The following is a 21,156-nucleotide window of genomic DNA, read 5'->3' on the forward strand; positions in this document are numbered from 1 at the left end:
TCTCTGACCCGGTCAGGGATCGAGAACTGGACACCTCCTACTTGGATTCTGCGGCAACGGCGTGGCGGCTGGCAGCCTCCCAGTCTGAGGCTGCGTTCGATCAACACCGTCGGAACATTGCCTCACCGGGCGGAACCACCTGGGAGGGCGACGCCAAGGACGCCGCCCTGGATCGGGTGACCGGGGATGTGATGGTGGTTGGCCGTCAGGGCGGGGTGTTGCGGGAGGCCGCCGGCATTGCTGAGAGCGGCCGCCACGACATCAACGCTGCCCAGTCGGAGGCGGTGGCCGCGATCAGTGCCGCCGAGGACGACGGGTTCAGCGTTGCTGAGGACTTGTCGGTGACCGACACCAAGCGGGTCGACTTCTTCGCCATGCGCGCGCGCCAGAATTCGCTCAACGAGCATGCTGAGGACATCCGCTGGTACGCCAACCGGCTCGCTCAGACCGATTCGTTCGTCGGAGAACGCCTGCAGGCCAAAGCTGCTGAGCTGGATGGGATCAGATTTGACGGCGAAGACGAAGGCCGCGATAGCGGTGAGGGCAGGGTTTGGCTGGTAGACAACAAGATCCAACACGACGCCGAGGGCAAGGACGGCCCAGGCAACAAGAAGCCAGCGGCCCCTTCGGAGGCGCCGGGTCAGATTGGTCCGTTCGCGGTACCCAAGTCAGTTGAGGACGCGGCGGAGAAACCCGAGACCAAGCCGGACGGCAAGCCTTCTGGTGCGGACCCGAAACTGCGCACGCCGCACTCACTGGAAGACATGCTGCTACCCGAGGGTAGAGCTGAAACGGATCCCAACGCGCCGTCTCCGTTCACCCCGGCACAAATTGCAGAGTTCAAGACTCAGGCGCGAAAGCTCTTGCAGCAACAGGGCGTGGCCCCTGACCAGATCGAGTCGCGGGTCGATGCCATGCTGACCGAAACGCAGCGGATCAAAACCGAGCTTGACAACCTACCTCCGTACACCCCGCAGCCCGGGCCGTCGCCCGCCAGACCCAGCTACAGCGACGGTTTCGGCGACGCCTGGCGCAGGATGGAAGACAGCGTCCATAGCCTTACCGGCCAAAACGGATTCGAAAGCTTCAAAGACGCTTGGAAAGACATGGGTTCCGGTGTTGTCGAGACGGTCAAGGACCCCTACGGCACCGCGGTCAGGGGCATCGAGGCCGAGATCGAAGCGTTTCGAAATAATCCCGAGTATTGGCTGGGCCAAAAAGGTTTCGACGCCGCAGCCACAGCGGCGACCCTTCCATTTGGCGGCGAAGTGGCCACCGCGCGCGGTGCGCTCGACGACGTTGTCGGCCCCGGCGTGCCGCATGAGGTGGTCGATAGTGCCGGTGAACGCCTCAATTCCCATCCACCGATATCAGTGGACCACTCGGTAGTCGGCGATCACCCGATCCATGGTCTGGGAGATACGCCGCTGTCGGCCGATGCGCTGCCTGACTTTGTGCCATTACCCGACACTGGCCCATACCATCTGCCGGATCCAGTACACCTAACGACACCTCCCGACGGCGCGACGTTCTGGTCCGGAAGAAACGGCGACGGAATTGGTATCGGCCCGATCTCGGCGGGGGGCAATGGGGCTGCAGACCTTATCGCTGGGGGTAACACTGCGACCACCCTAGAGGGATTGTTGGATGCAAACGGAATACAGCCGCCAAAATGGAGCCCCACTGACGTCTATGCCGACAACTGGTGGTCAGCTGTATCGCAAATCTACGCTGAAAATGCGTCAGGGGAGGTGCATGCTGTAGTCGGCTCCAACTTACGCCCTGGAAATGTATGGGAGAATGTTGAACTCCCACGTCTTATGGACAACCCGAATGTCACAAAGATAATTATTATTGATCCCGACACAGGGATTCATACAACGGTATTTGAGCGTTAGGATATATGAAATGAATCCAGACCTGATCAACGAAGCGATAGTTCTGAGCATTTCTGATTCCGCCGTACCGCGAGTCGACCGTGAGAAACTCATTGATCGCTACGGACCGAAAGATGGGAGCATCATCGCAGATCAGGTTCTGGCGATTGTGAAGGAAGCAGTTGCGATGCCCATCGAATGGGGAAGCATGACACTCGCCCAAGGCGTCAACGACATCATGGCCAGGTTCAGCGTGCTTCACCCCGGCCTGTCGCCACAAGCCCTCGAGGAAATAGGCCGATGCGTCGGCTGGCAACTTCGCTGACCTGTCAGCGCGGTGATCCGGTCGAAATTGGCCGGGTGATTCTCGGACGTGGCGATGCGCGTCGCGGACGCGTCGGCCGGATGGCGATCCGGCAAGGTCTCACCACAGTCTCGGTTCGGTATCGGTGCGCCTCCGACGAATCAGGCGTGCACGTTCCTAACATCAGCCTCAATGGCAACTCAAACATCATCAGTCACACGGACCGGGGGACTTTTGACGGTGCTCGCGGTCGTCGGGGTTACCGCGCTGAGCGCGTGCACCCCGCGACCGGACGGGCCCGAACCCGCCGCAGAGCGGTTCTTCGCCGCGCTGGCATCTGGTGACACCGCGGCCGCCGCGGAGCTGGCCGACCGGCCCGAGGACGCCAAGACCGCCCTCAGCGAAGCCTGGAACGGACTACAGGCCACCGGCCTCGACGCGCAGATCCTGGGTTCGAAGTACGCCCAGGACACCGGCAGCGTCACCTACCGGTACACGTGGCATCTGCCCAAGAATCGCACCTGGACCTACGACGGGCAGCTCAACATGATCCGCGACGAGGGCCGGTGGGAGGTGCGCTGGAATGCCACCGGGCTGCATCCGAGGCTGGGGGAGAACCAGACGTTCGCTCTGCGGGCCGACGCCCCCCGGCGGGCCTCGGTCAACGAGCGCGGCGGTACCGATGTCCTGGTGCCCGGCTACATCTACCACTACGCGCTGGATGCCAGGGCAGCCGGCGCCGCGCTGATGCCGACGGCGCGGGCGGTCGCCGACGCGCTGCGGGGCTTCGACCCGGCCTTGGGTGATCCCCAAGTGCTTGCCGAGCGGGCCAGCGCATCGGCACAACCGATGAGCCTGATCACCCTGAAGCGAGCCGACAACGACCGCGTCGCGGCCGCGATCGGGCGGCTGCGTGGCGTCGTGATCACCCCGCAGCCCGAAATGTTGCCCACCGACGAGACTTTCGCTCCGGTGATCGTCAACGAAGTCAAGAAATCGGTGGCCGACCAACTCACCGGTCAGCCGGGCTGGCGAGTGGTCACGGTCAACCAGAACGGCGTCGACGTCGACGTGCTCAACGAGGTGGCGGGTGATCCGGCCCCGTCGATCACCATCAGCCTCGATCGAGCCGTGCAGGACGCCGCGCAGAATGCGGTCGACACCACCGGCAAGCAGGCGATGATCGTCGCGATCAAACCTTCCACGGGTGAAATCCTGGCCGTTGCGCAGAATCGGGCCGCCGATGCGGCCGGACCGCTCGCGACAATGGGCCAGTTCCCGCCCGGTTCGACGTTCAAGATGATCACCGCGGGGGCCGCCATCGAACGCGACATGGCAACGCCCAACACGCTTTTGGGTTGCCCAGGCACGCTCGACATCGGGCATCGCACCGTCACGAACTATGACGCGTTCGATCTCGGCTTGGTGCCGATGTCGCGGGCATTCGCCAACTCATGCAACACCACCTTCGGTGAACTCGCCAGCCGGATGCCGCCGCGCGGTCTGACCCAGGCCGCCGCACGTTACGGCATCGGCACCGACTACCAGGTCGACGGGATCTCCACCCTGACCGGTTCGGTACCGCCGACGGTGGACCTGGCCGAGCGCACCGAGGACGGTTTCGGTCAGGGCAAGGTGCTGGTCAGCCCGTTCGGCATGGCATTGGCCGCCGCGACCGTGGCGGCCGGTAGGACCCCGGTGCCGCAACTCATCGAGGGCCGCCAGACCATGGTCGACCGCGCGGGTGCCCCGATCAGCCCGAAGATGGTGGACGGCCTGCGGCCGATGATGCGTCTGGTGGTCACCAACGGCACGGCAAAGGATCTCAACGGGCTCGGCGATGTGCGCGGGAAGACCGGCGAGGCGGAGTTCATGGGTGGTTCCCATTCCTGGTTCGCCGGTTACCGCGGGGACATGGCGTTTGCCGCGCTCATCGTGGGCGGCGGCAGTTCGGAGTACGCGGTGCGGATGTGCAAGACCATGTTCGACGGGCTGCCCCCGGCCTATCTGGCCTGAACGGCGGTACCGTTGAACCTGCCATGACAGGGATCAACGAACAATCCGTGGACCTTCGGGTCTCCGATGCCGATCGCAACGGCACACTGCGGCGGCTGCACAATGCCGTCGCGCTCGGACTGATCGACATCGCCGAGTTCGAGGAGCGCTCGGCGATGGTGTCGCGCGCTCGCCTGCATTCGGACCTTGACGCGTTGGTGGGTGACCTGCCGGGCCCTGGCGCGATCGTGACCACCGCCACCGATCGCGTCGAGTTGCGCGGCGTGCTCGGTTCGCTGAAGCGCCAGGGTGAATGGACGGTCCCCACCCGGCTGGCGCTGGTACGTCGGATGGGTTCGGTCGAGCTGGATCTGACCCGGGCCCGGTTCGCCGGGCCGATGGTCGTGATCGAGCTGGACATGAAATTCGGGTCGGTGGACATCCGGTTGCCCGAAGGGGCCAGCGCATCGATCGACGACGTCGAGGTGATCGTGGGCAGCGCCGACGATCACCGCCGCGACGCGCCGGCCGACGGCACCCCGCACATCATCCTCACCGGCAAGGTGGTGTGCGGTTCTGTCGACATTCGTGGGCCCCGCCGGAACTGGAAGCTGACGCTGCGCCGGGCCTGACGTCAGCGCGACTCATCGTGGTTCAAGCACCGCGAATGTCAGCGTCGCACGCGCGGCCAGCCGATCACGGGTGACGTCGGTGACATCCACCGAGGTCACGATCAGTCGTTTGCCGGCCCGTACCACCTTCGCCTCGGCGCGGGCGGTGCCCATGATCGGGGCCAGAAAGTGGATGTTGAGGTCGGCGGTCGTCACGTCGTAACCGACGCCGGAGGCATTGCCCGCCAGCATGCCCGCGGCGATGTCGATCAGGGTGGCCACCAGCCCGCCTTGCAGGGCGCCGCGCACGTTGGCGAGGTCCGGCCGGTTGTCCATCTCCAGCACCAGCCGGTCGGTGCTCGACTCCACCTCGCGGTAATCCAGCATTTCCAGGACATGAACGGTCTCGGTCATCGCCGCGCCTCAATCACCCCCGTACGGTAACACCATTACCGGTTCACGAGAGGGCCGCTCTCTGCCGGTGCACCGCAGCGCCTCGGTCGGGATGGGCGACGATTAAGCTGTCCACATGCCAGTTCGTACCGCCCTGCGCCCCGGCGTGCAGTCCCCGACCCTGCCGGTTCCGAAGTCGATCCCGCGGCCGGAATACGCGTGGAAGTCCACCGTGCAGGAGGGCAGCGAACCCTGGGTGCAGACCCCCGAGGTGATCGAGAAGATGCGCGTCGCGGGACAGATCGCGGCAGCGGCCCTGGCCGAGGCCGGCAAGGCGGTGGCGCCCGGCGTCACCACCGACGAGTTGGACCGCATCGCTCACGAGTACATGATCGACCACGGTGCCTACCCGTCGACGTTGGGCTACAAGGGGTTTCCCAAATCGTGCTGCACCTCGCTGAATGAGGTGATCTGCCACGGTATCCCGGACTCGACCGTGATCGAGGACGGTGACATCGTCAACATCGACGTCACCGCCTACATCGACGGTGTGCATGGCGACACCAACGCCACCTTCCTGGCCGGCGAGGTCTCCGAAGAGCATCGGCTGCTCGTCGAACGCACCCATGAGGCGACCATGCGCGCCATCAAGGCAGTCAAGCCCGGGCGCGCGCTGTCGATCGTCGGCCGCGTCATCGAGGCCTACGCAAACCGGTTCGGTTACAACGTTGTTCGTGATTTCACCGGCCATGGCATCGGCACCACGTTCCACAACGGCCTGGTGGTGTTGCACTACGACCAGCCGGCGGTCGAGACCGTGCTGGAGGCGGGCATGACATTCACCATCGAACCGATGATCAACCTCGGGTCGCTGGACTACGAGATCTGGGACGACGACTGGACCGTGGTGACCAAGGACCGCAAATGGACCGCCCAGTTCGAGCACACCCTGGTGGTCACCGACGACGGCGCCGAGATCCTGACCCTGCCGTGACACTTCTCGCGCAACGAGTATGAGCGGCGCGCTGCTGGTCGCAGGGACAACCTCCGACGCCGGTAAGTCAATGGTCGTGGCCGGGTTATGCCGGCTGCTGGCCCGCGACGGCCTGTCGGTGGCGCCGTTCAAGGCGCAGAACATGTCGAACAACTCGGCCGTGACCGTGGACGGCGGGGAGATCGGCCGGGCCCAGGCCATGCAGGCCCGCGCGGCCGGGCAGGCCCCGAGCACCCGCTTCAACCCGATCCTGCTCAAGCCCGGCGGGGACCGCACGTCGCAGTTGGTGATCCGGGGCCGGGTGGCCGGAACGGTGGCCGCCGGCGACTACTTCACGCACCGCGAGCGGCTGACCGCGGTGGTCGCCGAGGAATTGGCCTCGCTGCGATCTGAATTCGACGTGGTGATCTGCGAAGGTGCGGGCTCGCCGGCCGAGATCAACCTGCGCGCGACCGACCTGGCGAACATGGGGCTGGCCCGGGCCGCGGATCTGCCCGTCATCGTGGTGGGCGACATCGACCGCGGCGGCCTGCTGGCCCATCTCCACGGCACCGTGGCCGTCCTCGAGCCCGAAGACCAGGCGCTCATCGCGGGATTCGTCGTCAACAAGTTCCGCGGTGACCCAGCCCTGCTGGAGCCGGGCCTGCGCCAGTTGCGTGAGCTGACCGGCCGCCCCACCTACGGGGTGATCCCGTTCGACGACGGAATCTGGCTCGACACCGAGGATTCGGTATCGGTGCGGCCAGGTGGCATGGTCGGCACACCGCAACCGCCCCGCGGGGCGCAGTCGCTCACCGTCGCCGCGATCAGGCTGCCGCGCATCTCCAACTCCACCGACATCGAGGCCCTGGCCTGTGAACCGGGCGTGATGGTGCGCTGGGTGGCCGATGCCGCCGACCTGGCCGGCGTCGACCTCGTGGTGATCCCCGGCAGCAAGGCCACCGTGAGTGATCTGGCATGGATGCGTCGACGTGGCCTGGCCCAGGCGATCCTCGGGCACGCCGCGCAGGGGCTTCCGGTGCTCGGGGTGTGTGGCGGATTCCAGATGCTGTGCCGTCGTATCGACGACGCGGTCGAATCCTCGAGCCTGCAGCCGGTAGAAGGTCTCGGTCTGCTCGACGCCGACATCGAGTTCGCGGTCGACAAAACCCTGCGGCATTGGGAAAAACCCTTGTGGGGCTATGAAATTCATCACGGCCAGGTGGCCCGCGCGGCCACCGATGACTGGCTCGGGGTCGGGCTGCGCCGTGGCGCGGTCTACGGTACGCACTGGCACGGCCTGCTCGACAACGACCGCTTGCGCCGAGACTGGCTCACCGAAGTCGCCCACCGCGCCGGTCGCAGCGGGTTCGTGGTTGCCGACGACACCGACGTGCCGGGCCGGCGGGACGCTCAGCTGGATCGGATGGCCGACCTGCTGGCCGCCCACCTGGACGTCACGGCCGTGATGGAACTGGTGAGGCAGGGGGCGCCACCGCGGCCCACCATGACCACTGCACTGACCGTCGTGGCCGGGTAATGCGCCCGGTAACCGGCGGGCCCGACCAGTGCATCTTCCTCGCCTCCGAAAACAGCGGCAGCTGGGCGGTTTTCGGTACCAAGGCCGATGGATCGCCCAGCCGCTGACGCAGACGTCAAGACAATGTTGATTTCGGCCCGCCCGTCGCTACTGGACGGTAGTTTGTCCGAATGCTTACCACCGTCGCGACGATCGACGGATTCACCACACCCGTCGACGTCTCGGGACCCGAGCAGGGTTCCACCGTGGTAGTGCTCAGCGCCGGCCACCACGGTCCGGCCGCATACGAGCCGATCTGCCGGCGCTTGCACACCGCTTCACTGCGTACGGTGATCATCGGTCCCGATCCGCGGCTGACCGCCAAGTCGGTGGTCGGGATCCTCGACTCACTCAACATCAGATGGGCGCTGTTGGTCGGTGACCGCCTCGGGGGAGAACTTGCCTGGGAGCTCGCGGCGACCAGACTGGACAAGTTCATCGGTCTGGTGGTGGTGGATCGCGGGCATCCCCGCGTCGCCGACGCCACCGGGGCAATCCGTGACGACGACTGCCCCCCGGTCGAGATGAACACCACCGTGCTCGTCAGCTCCCCGGCTGCCCGCGCCGTCGCCAAGGCCAGCCAGCGCTATGTGTACGGAGACTTCCGGCTCGTGGAGATCGCGGGACGGCGCAATGCCGGTGACTCGACCGCCCAGCTCGCGGCCGAGATCGTGCTGCGCACCAGCAGTTGGTGACCTCGGCTCAGGTTCAGCTGCGCTCCTGCGCTCGTATCGCCCGCCGTTTGTCACGCTGGAGTGGCTGTCGACGCCGAGCGCCACGCTGGAGTGACAGGTGCGGGTGGCCATGCGCGTGCCGAGCCTGCCTCACGCGAACGCTCAGTCAGTCGCTTCCGACGGAGTCCAGGCCTGCGGTAGTCCCGGCTGCTGCGGGAACAGGAAATCCACGAACGCGGCCGCGGTGGGTTGGGGCTCGTGGTTGGCCAGGCCGGGCCGTTCATTGGCCTCGATGAAGACGTACTCTCGGCCCGTCACATCGGGAACCAGCAGGTCGATGCCCGTCACCGGAATGCCGATCGCCTCGGCCGCTGCCACACCGACCCGGCACAGCTCGGGATTGACCTCGGCGGTGACATCATGAATCGTCCCGCCCTGGTGAAGATTGGCCGTACGCCGCACTCGTAACCGTTCACCCTCGGGCAGCACGTCGTCGAAGGACCAGCCGGCCTCGGCGACAGTGCCCTTGGTGACGTCGTCGATCGGGATCCGTGACTCCCCGCCGGTGGCCGCTGCCCGGCGGCGCGACTGTGCCTCGATGAGCTCGCCGATGGTGTGCTTGCCGGTGCCGACGACCTCGGCGGGCCTGCGGATGGCCGCGGCCACCACCTTCCCGTCGATGACGACCAGACGAAGATCGTCGCCGGGGGCACGCTGCTCGATCAACACCTCCGGATACTGCTCGCGCGCCCGGTGCAGCGCCGCGTCGAGTTCTTCGCCGCCGTCCACGCCGACGGTGATGCCCTTGCCCTGCTCGCCACGCGTGGGCTTGACCACCACGTCGCCGACCTCGGCCAGGAACTCGTGATCCTCGTTGTTGAAGGTGGCGAGCCGGCCTTTGGGTACCGTGATCCCGGCTTCGGAGACGATGCGCCGGGTCTGGCGTTTGTCGTCGCAGCGGGCCATCGCCACCGCGGAGGTGAACTCCGACAGCGACTCTCGGGTGATCACGCTCCGCCCACCGTGGGACAGCTTCATCTCGCCGGCGCCGGCGTCGAGCACCTCGACCCGGATGCCGCGGCGCATCGCCTCGTCGGCGATGATGCGCGCATACGGATTGAGATCGTCGACCGTCTCGGGTGGATGAGTGAACAACGGCTCGTTGATCGCGTTCTTGCGTTTGACGGCCAGCACCGGCACCCGATGGAAGCCAAGCTTCTCATACAGCGCGATGGCGGCCGAATTGTCATGGGCCACCGACAGATCCAGGTAGGCCCGGCCGCGTTCACGGAAGATGCCGGCCAGCGTGCGGGTCAGCGCATCGCCGACGCCGGGCAGCCCGGCCGCCGGGTCCACCGCCAGGCTCCACAGGCTCGACCCGTCCTCCGGATCGGCGAACAACCGCTTGTGGTCCACGCCGGTGACGGTGCCCACCACAGCGCCGTCGTCGTCGCGCACCGCGACCAGATAGACCACCGCGGGCGTCAGGGTGTGGTTGTGCCAGATGACGTCGATGGGCGCGGGCACCATCCCGCACCGCACGTACACCCGGTTCATCGCGTCGGCGTCCATCGGTGTCTGCAGGGTGCGCACCGTGAAGCCCAGCGGTTCGGCCGCGTCGAGTTCATCAGTGAACCGCAGCCGGTAGGTGTGGCTCGGGTCGATGAACAACTCGGTGGGGGACCGGGCCACCAACACATGCGATTCACGGGCGTAGATACAGATGTCGCGGCGGCCCGGTCCTTCCCGCTGCAGCACCTCGGCGAGTTGTTCGGGATCGGCGAAGGTCTGCCCGAAAATCAATCGGCCCCAACCCAATTCGAGAACCACATCGTCGGCCATGGCATCGATGAGGTGTTGCGGTGAGGCATCGTGCAGGCCCAGGGTGATCGCCTCGGTGTGATCGGGGTGATCGCTGTGCTCAGGCCCCAACGAGGCTGCCGACGCGTCATGGTCAGTCGCCGTCACGCCGCAGCCCCCGTCACGCCGTGGCGCTGCAGCCACAACTCCAGCAGCGCGATCTGCCACAGCTCATTGCCGCGCAGCGGGGTCAGCCTGCCATTCGGGTCGGCCAGTAACCGGTCGACAGCCTCGGGACGAAACAGACCGCGCTCCTTGGCTTCCGGTGCGTACAACGCATTGCGGACCATGTCCAGGTACGGCCCCTCGAGGTGGGTCAGCGCCGGGACCGGGAAGTACCCCTTGGGTCGGTCGATCACCGCTGCCGGAATCACTCGGCGCGCAGCCTGTTTGAGCACGCCTTTGCCCCCGTACGCGGTCTTCAGGCCGGGCGGGCAGGTGGCAGCCAGCTCGACGAGCTCGTGATCGAGGAACGGCACGCGGCCTTCCAGACCCCAGGCCATGGTCATGTTGTCGACCCGCTTGACCGGATCGTCGACCAGCATCACCGTGGTGTCCAGTCGCAGCGCCCGGTCCACGCCGGTTTCTGCGCCCGCCGCGGCGAAGTGGTCGGTGACGAAAACCCCGCTGGGATCGCCCTCATTCCGGTAGCCGTCGCTGATCAGCGCGCTCACCCCGGCGCTGTCGCGGTCGAAGAACGCCCCGCGGTAGCTGGCCACCGAACCTTCGAGGCCGGCGGCGCCCGGTTCGGCCATCGGCGGATACCAGTGATACCCGGCAAAAACCTCGTCGGCGCCCTGACCGGACTGCACCACTTTGACATGCTTGGCCACTTCTTGGCTCAGCAGATAGAAGGCCACACAGTCATGGCTGACCATCGGTTCGCTCATCGCGGCGATGGCGCCGTCGAGGGCAGGCAGCATGCGGTCGGTGCCGATGCGGATCTGATGGTGGTCGGTCTCGAAATGCTCGGCGACGATGTCGGAGTACTTGAATTCGTCGCCGGCCACCCCGCCGACAGACTCGAAACCGATCGAGAAGGTGGACAGGCCGTGTTGGCCCGCCTCGGCGAGCAGACCGACGATAAGGCTGGAATCGACGCCGCCGGACAGCAGGCATCCGACTGGGACGTCGGCCACGAGCCGGCGTTCGACCGCGCGCCGCAGCGACTCGAGAACCGCGTCCTCCCAGTCCCTTTCCGACCAGTCGGACCGATCGGCGTGCCGCGTGAAGTCGGGCGACCAGTACACCGTGGTGTGGCGGTTGCCGTCGGGTTCGATGGCGAGCACGCACGCCGGCGGTACCTTCTTGATGCCCTGCAGGATCGTCAGCGGAGGCGGCACCACCGAGTGGAACGTCAGGTAGTGGTGCAGCGCGATCGGGTCGATCCGGGTGTCGACACCACCGCCGGCCAGCAGGGCGGGCAGCGATGAGGCGAACCGGATCCGGTGGTTGTCTTCGGTGATGTAGAGCGGCTTGATGCCCAGCCGGTCCCGGCCGAGCAGCACCCGGCCGGTGTCGCGCTCGACGATCGCGAACGCGAACATCCCCTGCAGGTGCTCGACGAACCGGTCACCCCAGTGGTGATAGGCCTTGAGCAACACTTCGGTATCGCTGTGCGAGAAGAAGCGGTAACCATGCCCCGACAGCTCCCGGCGCAGCTCTTGGTAGTTGTAGATGCAGCCGTTCCAGCAAACGGTCAGACCCAGTTCGGGATCGACCATGGGCTGGGCGCCCGCTTCGGTCAGGTCAATGATTTTCAGGCGGCGGTGACCCAGTGCGACCCGGCCTTGCGACCACACACCGGCCGCATCCGGACCTCTGGGTGTCATCGCGTCTGCCATGGCCGACACCGCGGAAATATCCGGTGTCCGGCCATCGAGACGCACCTCCCCGGCGGCTCCACACATCAGTTCGACCCTACACAGGATTCGGCGACGGCGCGTCACCAACGGTGTGTCGGGTGCGTGACCAGGACATGTCGGACGGTGGCCTTATTCTCCTGGCATGAGGCCTGGATTCGGCTTCGGGATAGCCCGTGATGAGCTGATTCGCGATTTCGGCGCGCAGACGACCGTGCGGGGCGAACGCTACGCCGCCGAGGGCCGCGTCCGCGACATCGAGTTCGATTCCGACGAGCGCCTGCTGCGCGGGCGGTGTGTGGGCTCGCATGGTCAGCTGTACATCCTTGAGGTCGGGCTCTCGCCCGGAAGTCGGGCTGTCGTGGAGTGGGCATTGTGTTCATGCCCGGTCGGGTCGTTCTGCAAACATGCGGTCGCGCTGGTGCTGGCGGTGGTTCCTTCTGACCCGGAGCAGCCGCTGGTCGAGCGCTGGCGCTACGTGCTCGACAACGTGCTCGGCGAAGTCACGGTGCCCGAGGGCGGCGGCAAGCCGATTGCGCTGGAATTCTCGGTGCGCGGTCCGACCCGCTACCGTCCGGGCGCAACGCTGATGCTGCGCCCGCGCAGTCTCGGCAAACGGGGTACCTGGATCACCCGCGCATTGACGTGGCGGCGCCTCGTCGATCATCCCGACCCCGGCGAGTTCCAGCGCGACCAGTATCGGGCGGTGCGGACGCTGGTGTCGGAGGTCGCGCGCTACTCCGAGCCGCACGGCGGCGACGCGATGATGCTCAACGGCATGCCCGCCACCCTGTGGCCCCGGCTCGCCGAGGTGCTGGATGCCGGCGTCACCATCCTGGCCGACGCCGCCTGCGGCATCAGCGCGGTCGAGTTGGCCAAGAACGTCCACCTGCGCTTGGACTTCGCGGCCGAGGCCGGCGGCGGTGCGGTGATGTCGGTGGCGCTGATCGTCGACGGACAAGACAGCGACTCCGACGGCGTCGGGTTGATCGGCATGCCGGCCCCGCACGGGATGTTTCAGGTTGTCGACTCGGTGCTACGCCTGGGCGCCTTCGACCCGGTGCCGGGGCGCACCATGGCCGAGCTGCTGGCCCACCGCGAGCAGGTGCACATCCCGGCCGACATGGGACGCGAACTCGCGGTGGACATTCTGCCGCGCCTGGCCGGCACCGTGGACCTGGAAGTGGCTGACGGCCTGTTCGTTCCACCGACCATCACGGGCCCGATCCCCGCACTGACGGTCCAGATCGCCGACGGTGGCGCGCGGGCCTTCTGGAGTACCCGGTACGAGGTCAACGATCAGCACCACGATTTCGACCCGATGTCGGTGTCGGGTCTGATCGGGTACCGGGACGCTGCCGCCGAACAAGCGCTCTGGGAGCGGGTGACACCTGCGCTGCAAGCCGTCGCGGCGGCGGCACGGGACTGGAAACGTCAAGCGGCACAGCACGTGAATCGCCGGATAACGACGACCCTGGACACCGACGCCGTCCACGAGCTGCGCGCCATCGTCAACGCCGCGAGCCCCGGGCAGGCGGTCGCGGTGGCGTCTGGGCGCACGCTGCTCGGCGGGGTGAACCTGACCCTGGTGGAGGCTGCGGTGCTGTGCGACCAAACCCTGCCGCAGTTGGACTGTTTCGCCGAACTGCGGATCGATACCGACGTCCGGCATCGGGCGGCCGCTGCCGACCCGGTCCTGTCGTTTTCCGGGGACACCTCGCTGCCGGGGGACTGGTTCAACCTGAACATCACTGTCGGCGTCGACGGCGAGACCGTGGCCTTGGCCGAGGTCATCCGCGAATTGGCCTCCGGCGCGACGCATATGCTCCTTCCCTCGGGCATCTACTTCCGGCTGGATACTCCGGAGCTGGTCCGGTTGCGGGCCCTGCTCGACGAGGCGCGGGCGCTCGGCGAGATCGACGGCGACCAGGTCAATGCCGCGTCGATGAACATCACCCTGTGGGACGAACTGCTCGAGCTCGGTGTCGTCGACGAGCAACTGGCCCGGTGGCGGGCCCACCTGGCGCGGCTGGCCGCGGCCCGCCCTCCGGTGCCCGTCGACCCGCCTGCCGAGCTCGACGCCGAGCTGCGCGACTATCAGCGCGACGGGCTGGACTGGCTTGCGTTCCTGTGGGACAACGGGATCGGCGGGGTGCTCGCCGACGACATGGGCTTGGGCAAGACCGTGCAGACTTTGGCGCTCATCACCCGCGCGGTGACCGCCGGCGCGGGCAAGTTCCTGGTGGTGGCGCCGACCAGCGTGGCGCGTAACTGGGTAGCCGAATGCCGCAAGTTCGTTCCCGGGCTGAACGCGGTGGTGGTGACTTCGACCGCTGCGCGGGCAAGTGTCGCATTGGCCGAACAGGTGGCCGAGGCGGATATCGTCGTCACGTCCTACACGCTGCTGCGCATGGATGTCGCGGCGTACTCGCAAATCCAATGGGCCGGAATGGTTCTCGATGAAGCGCAGTTCGTGAAGAATCACCACAGCAAGACTCACCAGGCCGCGCGCCTGCTCGACGTGCCGTTCAAGTTGGCCATCACCGGCACCCCGATGGAGAACAACCTGATGGAATTGTGGTCGCTGCTGTCCATCACGGTGCCCGGGCTCTTCCCTTCTCCCAAGGTGTTCGAGACCTATTTCCGCAAGCCGATCGAATCGGGCTCGGCCGACGACCTGTTACCGGTCTTGCGCAGGCGGATCAAGCCGGTGTTGTTGCGCCGCACGAAAAGTCAGGTTGTCGGCGAGCTTCCGCCCAAGAGCGAACAGGTGCTCACCATCGGGCTCAGTGCCAAGCACCGCAAGGTCTACGACACGCGGCTGGCCCGCGAGCGGCAGAAGGTGTTGGGGCTGCTCGGCGACTGGGAGAAGAACCGGTTCCAGATCTTCCGGTCGCTGACCCTGCTGCGGCAGCTGAGTCTGCACCCCGGATTGGTCGACGACTCGGCTCGTTCGGTGGGGTCGACCAAGATCGACTTCCTGGTCGAACAACTCGATCAGTTGGTCGCCGAGGGCCACAGTGCGTTGGTGTTCAGCCAGTTCACCGGGTTCCTCGGCATCGTGCGAGCGCATCTGGATGCGGCGGGTATCGGTTACAGCTATCTGGACGGCTCTGTCGACTCTGCCGGAAGGGCCAGAGCCATCGAGGAGTTCGGCGCCGGCGACTCGCGGGTTTTCCTGATCAGCCTGAAGGCCGGCGGATTCGGGCTCAATCTCACCGCCGCCGACTACTGCTTCCTGTGCGACCCGTGGTGGAGCCCGGCCGCCGAGGCGCAAGCCGTCGACCGGGCCCACCGCATCGGGCAGACCCGACCGGTCACCGTCTACCGCCTGGTCTCCGAGGACACCATCGAGGAGAAGGTGGTCGCGCTGCAGGACCGCAAGCGGGCCCTGTTCGCCGCCGTGGTCGACGACGGCGACCTGTTCGGCTCGGCCATCACTGCCTCCGACATTCGTGAACTGCTCGGGTGATCGGCTCGGCAATTCTGCGCCGGAGGCACTGGAGCCCGTTATTGGTCTGATGTCCTACCTTTAAGGGGTGACAATCGTGCTGACTCGGGGCACGATCATCACGTCATCGGCAAGGCAATGGTCGGCTGGACCCCAGGTTGGCCACCGAGTCCCACACGGACAGGAGGGTGCGCAATGAGCCAGAACCCCGGCATGCTGGCACGAGCCGACCTGGAGCAAATGGTGGCGGCTGGTGAGATCGACACCGTGATCCTCGCCTTCTGCGATATGCAGGGCCGGCTGACCGGGAAGCGGGTTTCGGGCCGGTTGTTCGTCGAGGAGGTCGCCGCCCACGGTGCCGAGTGTTGCAACTACCTGCTCGCGGTCGATGTCGACATGAACACCGTCGACGGCTACTCGATGTCGAGTTGGGACACCGGCTACGGCGACATGGTGATGACCGCCGATTTCAGCACCTTGCGGTTGGTCCCGTGGCTGCCCGGTACCGCGTTGGTGATGGCCGATCTGACGTGGCTCGACGGCCGTCCCGTCGAGCAGGCGCCCCGCAGCATCCTCAACCGCCAGATCGACCGGCTGGCTGAGCGCAACCTGGTGCCCTATGTGGGGACCGAGCTGGAATTCATGGTGTTCGACAACACATTCCGCGAGGCCTGGGCCGCGGGCTATCGCGACCTGACAGCGGCCAGCGACTACAACGTCGATTACGCCATGATGGCGTCCACCCGGATGGAGCCGCTCTTGCGCGACATCCGGCTCGGCATGGAGGGGGCGGGCCTCTACTGCGAAGGGGTCAAGGGGGAGTGCAACCTCGGCCAGCAGGAGATCGCCTTCCGCTACGACCACGCTCGCCGCACGTGTGACAACCACACCATCTACAAGAACGGTGCCAAGGAGATCGCCGATCAGCACGGTAAGAGTCTGACGTTCATGGCGAAATTCGATGAACGCGAGGGCAACAGCTGCCACATCCATATCTCGCTGCGGGGTGAGGACGGGACGCCGGTCTTCGCCGACGAGGCACGCCCGCGCGGGATGTCGCCGATGTTTGGCAGTTTCATCGCCGGCCAGCTGGCCACGCTGCGCGAGCTGACGCTGTTCTACGCACCGAACATCAACTCCTACAAGAGATTCGCCGACGGCAGCTTCGCGCCCACCGCCATTGCCTGGGGCGTGGACAACCGCACCTGCGCGTTGCGGGTGGTCGGCCACGGCTCGGGCATGCGGGTGGAATGCCGGGCGCCCGGCGGCGATGTCAACCAGTACCTGGCGGTGTCGGCGCTGATCGCCGGTGGCCTGCACGGTATCGATCACGAGCTGGAGCTGCCCGATCCGCTGCCTGGCAACGCCTATGCCAGTGAGGCGCAACGGTTGCCCACCACCCTGGCCGAGGCCGCCGAGCTGTTCGCGAATTCCGAGGTGGCACGCACCGCGTTCGGGGACGACGTCGTCGAGCACTATCTGAACAATGCGCGGGTCGAACTGGCGGCGTTCAACTCCGCGGTGACCGATTGGGAAAGGGTGCGCGGGTTTGAGCGGCTCTGAGATGTGCGGTTCGCGCACCCACCCGATCATCGGGATGACCACTTATCTGCAGCAGGCGCAGACCGGGGTCTGGGATGTGCAGGCGAGTTTCCTGCCGCAGGTCTACTTCGAGGGCGTCACCCGAGCCGGTGGTATCGGCGTCCTGCTGCCCCCACAACCCGTCGACGGTGACATCGCCCACCGGGTGCTCGACGGTGTCGACGGTCTGGTGATCACCGGAGGCCCCGACGTCGATCCGGCACGCTACGGCCAGCAACCGCATCCGGCCACCAACGCGCCGGCCACCGCTCGCGATGCCTGGGAGTTCGCACTGCTGGAAGCCGCACTGCGGCGCGGTACGCCGGTGCTCGGCGTGTGCCGGGGTGCCCAGGTGCTCAACACAGCACTGGGTGGCACCCTGCATCAGCACCTGCCCGACGTGATCGGGCATACCCATCATCAGTTGGGCAATGCCCAGTTCGGCACGTCGTCGGTGCACACCGTGCCCGGCACTCGACTGGCCGGTCTGATCGGTGAGACATCCGACGCGCAGTGCTATCACCACCAAGCCATCGACCGACTCGGTACCGGCCTGGTGGTCAGCGCTCGCGACGACGACGGTGTGATCGAGGCGGTCGAGCTGCCCGGCGAGGCATTCGTGTTGGGCGTCCAGTGGCACCCCGAGGAGACCCTCGATGACCTACGGCTGTTCGCCGCTGTCGTCGAGGCGGCCAGAACATATGCGACAGAGAGGATCTCATGACATCGAGCCAGGTCGTCAACCCGGCCACCGAGGAGGTGCTGACCACGGTCGACCTCCTCGACGTGAGCGCCGTCGACGACGCGGTGACCCGTGCCGCAGCCGCGCAACGGGCCTGGGCCCGGCTGGCGCCGGCCGAGCGAGCCGCGGCGCTACGCGCTTTCGCCGCCGTCGTCGATGCCCACATCGATGAGCTGGCTGCCCTGGAGGTGGCCAATTCCGGGCACCCGATCGGGCAGGCGGAATGGGAGGCCGGCCACGTCCGGGATGTCCTGCAGTACTACGCCGCCACCCCGGAACGATTGAGCGGCAAGCAGATCCCGGTGGCAGGTGGCTTGAACGTCACGTTCAACGAACCGCTCGGTGTCGTCGGGATCATCACCCCGTGGAACTTCCCGATGACCATCGCGGCCTGGGGGTTCGCCCCGGCGCTGGCAGCCGGTAATGCGGTGGTGCTCAAGCCCGCTGAGTGGACTCCGCTGACCACGATCCGGCTCGGCGAGCTCGCGATCGAATCAGGTTTGCCGGCCGGGCTTTTCCAGGTGCTGCCGGGCAAGGGGTCGGTGGTGGGGGAGCGCTTCGTCACCAATCCGGGCGTGCGCAAGGTGGTGTTCACCGGCTCGACCGAGGTGGGGATGCGGGTGATGGCCGGGGCGGCAGCTCAGGTCAAGCGGGTCACGCTGGAGTTGGGTGGCAAGAGCGCCAACATCGTGTTCGACGACTGCGATCTGGAGAAGGCGGCGGCCACCGCGCCCTACGGGGTGTTCGACAACGCCGGGCAGGACTGCTGCGCCCGTAGCCGAATCCTGGTGCAGCGCAGTGTCTATGACCGTTTCATGGAGTTGCTGGAGCCGGCCGTCAAAGGTGTCGCGGTCGGAGATCCCAAGGTTCGTGACACCGAGATGGGCCCTTTGGTTTCGCGTCCGCACTGGGAGTCGGTGTCGTCGTACGTACCCGACGGGGCGCCGGTGGCATTTCGAGGTTCGGCCCCCGAGGGTCCCGGATTCTGGTTTCCGCCAACGGTGCTGACGCCGCAGCGCACCGACCGCACGGTGACCGACGAGATCTTCGGCCCCGTGGTGACCGTGCTGCCGTTCGAGGACGAGGCCGACGCCATCGCGGTGGCCAACGACACGCCCTATGGCCTGTCGGGTTCGATCTGGACCGACAGTCTCTCGCGTGCGGTGCGGGTCTCGCGGGCGGTGGAATCGGGCAATCTCAGCGTCAATTCGCACTCGTCGGTGCGCTACAACACCCCCTTCGGGGGTTTCAAGCAGTCTGGGCTGGGACGCGAACTGGGCCCTGACGCGCCGCTGTCTTTCACCGAGACCAAGAACGTATTCTTCGCAACAGAGGAGCTGTAGATGGATCTGACCCAGCGTCTGGCCGGCAAGGTCGCCGTCATCACCGGCGGCGCCGGCGGCATCGGTCTGGCCACCGGCCGCCGGCTGCGCGCCGAGGGCGCCACCGTCGTGGTGGGCGATATCGACGCCACCACCGGGGAGGCTGCCGCCGACGAGCTCGACGGGCTGTTCGTCGGCGTCGATGTGTCCGATCAAGATGCCGTCGACCATCTCTTCGACACTGCGGCAGCAACATTCGGCTCGGTGGACATCGCCTTCAACAACGCCGGGATCTCACCTCCCGAAGACGACCTGATCGAGACCACCGAGCTGCCCGCGTGGCAGCGGGTGCAGGACATCAACCTGAAGTCGGTGTATCTGTCCTGCCGAGCGGCGCTGCGCCACATGGTGCCCGCCGGCAAGGGCTCGATCATCAACACCGCGTCGTTCGTGGCGGTCATGGGTTCGGCCACCTCCCAGATCTCCTACACCGCGTCCAAGGGCGGCGTGCTGGCGATGTCCCGCGAACTCGGTGTGCAGTACGCGCGGCAGGGCATTCGGGTCAATGCGCTGTGTCCCGGGCCGGTCAACACCCCGCTGCTACAGGAGCTGTTCGCCAAAGATCCCGAGCGTGCGGCCCGGCGGTTGGTGCACATCCCGCTTGGCCGTTTCGCCGAGCCCGAGGAGTTGGCCGCCGCGGTGGCATTCCTGGCCAGTGACGACGCCTCGTTCATGACGGGCTCGACGTTCCTGGTCGACGGCGGCATCAGCTCCGCGTACGTGACGCCGCTGTGACACCCTGGTAGCTCGCCATGGCAGCCGAACCGGATCCACAGCAAGCCGCAACAGGGCCTGATTCGCAGCCCGCTGCGGCCGGTGCACTGCTGCGCCCGGTCCGGTTGGGCAATGCCTTCGAGGACACCGTGGGCCGGCTTTTGGAGACGATCCGGCTGGGGGTGCTGGGTCCGGGGGAGTCGTTGCCGCCCGAGCGTGAGCTGGCGGCTCGCCTCGGGGTCAGCCGCGACACGGTCCGGGACGCCATCAAATCCCTGGCCGACGCCGGCTACCTGGTGTCCAAACGGGGCCGCTACGGCGGCACCTTCCTGGCCGCTGAGCTACCTGCGCTGCCCACGGCCAGCCATCGCCCGACCCGCGAGGAGATCGACGACGCGTTGCGGTTGCGCGAGATCCTTGAGGTCGGAGCGGCGCGGATGGCGGCCGGGCGCACGCTGAGTGCGGCAGAGCGCGACGGGCTCTGGTCACGGCTGGCCGATGTCCGGGCCGCCGGACCCGACGATTACCGGCGGTTGGATTCGCGGCTGCACCTGGCCATCGCGGAGGCGGCCGGGTCACCGTCGCTGGTGCCGTTGGTCGCCGAGAACAGGATGCGGCTCAACGCCCTGCTGGATCAGATTCCGTTGCTGGCCCGCAACATCGCCCACTCCGACGAGCAGCACGAGGAGATCGTGATGGCGATCCTGGCCGGGGACAGCGAACGGGCCGCCGCGGCCATGCTGGCCCACGTCGGGGGATCGTCGGCCTTGCTGCACGGCTTTCTGGATTAGATTCGTATCGTGGACCAGCACGGTAAGGCCGGCCAGGTCGAGCGCGCGACATCGGCACTGGCGGACGTCGACACGTCAGGGTGGGCGCAGCGCTTCGACCTGCTGTCGGATCCGCACCGGCTGGAGATCCTGCTCGGTTTGCACCGGGCGCCCGGGATCTGTGTCGGTGATCTGGCCGCGGCCCTAGGGCGTTCGGAGAACGCGGTATCGCAGGCTTTGCGGGTGCTGCGCGAACAGGGTTGGGTCATCGCGACTCGGGCGGGCCGCACGGTGAACTACCGGCTGGACGACGAGACCGTGCACGACCTGCTGCATTGGATCGGTGCACGGCACGGCTGACGGGGTTCTCATCTGTTCATATGGACAG

At 66.6% G+C, this 21,156-nt stretch carries 17 protein-coding genes; 14 read left to right on the top strand and 3 right to left on the bottom strand.

Translation table 11 applies throughout. The annotated features are described in order from the left end of the window. Positions 1 to 41 precede the first annotated feature (41 nt). The 4 genes from E0T84_RS32070 (at position 42) to E0T84_RS09485 (ending at position 4,808) form a co-directional block, all read left to right on the top strand. Complete coding sequence (locus E0T84_RS32070; RefSeq protein ID WP_212757699.1) at positions 42 to 1,898, top strand: hypothetical protein; 1,857 nt, start codon at positions 42 to 44, stop codon at positions 1,896 to 1,898. Between the two features lie 10 nt (positions 1,899 to 1,908). After that, positions 1,909 to 2,202, top strand: coding sequence for a hypothetical protein (locus tag E0T84_RS09475; RefSeq protein WP_138744297.1), 294 nt, complete (start codon positions 1,909 to 1,911; stop codon positions 2,200 to 2,202). A 171-nt stretch (positions 2,203 to 2,373) separates the two neighbouring features. After that, positions 2,374 to 4,197, top strand: coding sequence for a penicillin-binding transpeptidase domain-containing protein (locus E0T84_RS09480; RefSeq protein ID WP_138744298.1), 1,824 nt, complete (start codon positions 2,374 to 2,376; stop codon positions 4,195 to 4,197). A 23-nt stretch (positions 4,198 to 4,220) separates the two neighbouring features. Further along, positions 4,221 to 4,808, top strand: coding sequence for a DUF1707 domain-containing protein (locus E0T84_RS09485; RefSeq protein ID WP_070187973.1), 588 nt, complete (start codon positions 4,221 to 4,223; stop codon positions 4,806 to 4,808). Positions 4,809 to 4,820: 12 nt separating this feature from the next. Here E0T84_RS09485 and E0T84_RS09490 read toward each other — a convergent pair whose 3' ends face one another. After that, entirely contained in the window at positions 4,821 to 5,201 is a 381-nt protein-coding gene (locus E0T84_RS09490) for a PaaI family thioesterase (protein ID WP_138744299.1), read from the bottom strand. 115 nt (positions 5,202 to 5,316) lie between these two features. On the opposite strand from E0T84_RS09490, the gene map reads away from it, so the two are divergent. From map to E0T84_RS09505, 3 genes are all read left to right on the top strand, one after another. Then, a complete protein-coding gene (gene map / locus E0T84_RS09495; RefSeq protein ID WP_138744300.1) occupies positions 5,317 to 6,174 on the top strand; it encodes a type I methionyl aminopeptidase in 858 nt (285 codons plus the stop codon). 19 nt (positions 6,175 to 6,193) lie between these two features. Continuing rightward, entirely contained in the window at positions 6,194 to 7,693 is a 1,500-nt protein-coding gene (locus E0T84_RS09500) for a cobyric acid synthase (RefSeq protein ID WP_138744301.1), read from the top strand. A 170-nt stretch (positions 7,694 to 7,863) separates the two neighbouring features. Next, a complete protein-coding gene (locus tag E0T84_RS09505; RefSeq protein ID WP_070187977.1) occupies positions 7,864 to 8,427 on the top strand; it encodes an alpha/beta fold hydrolase in 564 nt (187 codons plus the stop codon). Between the two features lie 141 nt (positions 8,428 to 8,568). On the opposite strand, the gene ngg is transcribed toward E0T84_RS09505, so the two are convergent. After that, on the bottom strand, positions 8,569 to 10,374 hold the full coding sequence (gene ngg / locus E0T84_RS09510) for an N-acetylglutaminylglutamine synthetase (RefSeq protein ID WP_371725763.1): 1,806 nt from the start codon (positions 10,372 to 10,374) through the stop codon (positions 8,569 to 8,571). Beyond that, positions 10,371 to 12,176 carry an N-acetylglutaminylglutamine amidotransferase gene (locus tag E0T84_RS09515; RefSeq protein ID WP_138744302.1) on the bottom strand — a complete coding sequence of 602 codons (1,806 nt, stop codon included), beginning with the start codon at positions 12,174 to 12,176 and terminating at the stop codon, positions 10,371 to 10,373. Before E0T84_RS09515 ends, ngg begins: the two co-directional genes overlap by 4 nt. Positions 12,177 to 12,273: 97 nt before the next feature. Between E0T84_RS09515 and E0T84_RS09520 the strand changes: the two genes are divergently transcribed. The 7 genes from E0T84_RS09520 (at position 12,274) to E0T84_RS09550 (ending at position 21,128) form a co-directional block, all read left to right on the top strand. Next, on the top strand, positions 12,274 to 15,600 hold the full coding sequence (locus E0T84_RS09520) for a DEAD/DEAH box helicase (protein ID WP_138744303.1): 3,327 nt from the start codon (positions 12,274 to 12,276) through the stop codon (positions 15,598 to 15,600). A 174-nt stretch (positions 15,601 to 15,774) separates the two neighbouring features. Further along, complete coding sequence (locus tag E0T84_RS09525) at positions 15,775 to 17,142, top strand: glutamine synthetase family protein (protein WP_138744304.1); 1,368 nt, start codon at positions 15,775 to 15,777, stop codon at positions 17,140 to 17,142. A 1-nt stretch (position 17,143) separates the two neighbouring features. Next, complete coding sequence (locus E0T84_RS09530) at positions 17,144 to 17,884, top strand: gamma-glutamyl-gamma-aminobutyrate hydrolase family protein (RefSeq protein ID WP_171054966.1); 741 nt, start codon at positions 17,144 to 17,146, stop codon at positions 17,882 to 17,884. Then, complete coding sequence (locus E0T84_RS09535) at positions 17,881 to 19,245, top strand: aldehyde dehydrogenase (protein WP_138744305.1); 1,365 nt, start codon at positions 17,881 to 17,883, stop codon at positions 19,243 to 19,245. The genes E0T84_RS09530 and E0T84_RS09535 overlap by 4 nt, the downstream gene beginning before the upstream one ends. Then, complete coding sequence (locus E0T84_RS09540) at positions 19,246 to 20,019, top strand: 3-oxoacyl-ACP reductase (protein ID WP_138744306.1); 774 nt, start codon at positions 19,246 to 19,248, stop codon at positions 20,017 to 20,019. It abuts the gene before it with no gap. A gap of 17 nt (positions 20,020 to 20,036) precedes the next feature. Continuing rightward, positions 20,037 to 20,789 (top strand): FadR/GntR family transcriptional regulator, encoded by a 753-nt coding sequence (locus tag E0T84_RS09545; RefSeq protein ID WP_070187984.1) that lies wholly within the window; start codon positions 20,037 to 20,039, stop codon positions 20,787 to 20,789. Between the two features lie 9 nt (positions 20,790 to 20,798). Then, on the top strand, positions 20,799 to 21,128 hold the full coding sequence (locus E0T84_RS09550; protein WP_171054962.1) for a helix-turn-helix transcriptional regulator: 330 nt from the start codon (positions 20,799 to 20,801) through the stop codon (positions 21,126 to 21,128). Positions 21,129 to 21,156: the final 28 nt, after the last annotated feature.

Origin of the sequence: Mycobacterium sp. DBP42 (assembly GCF_005924235.1) — a bacterium.
Classification (GTDB): domain Bacteria; phylum Actinomycetota; class Actinomycetes; order Mycobacteriales; family Mycobacteriaceae; genus Mycobacterium; species Mycobacterium syngnathidarum.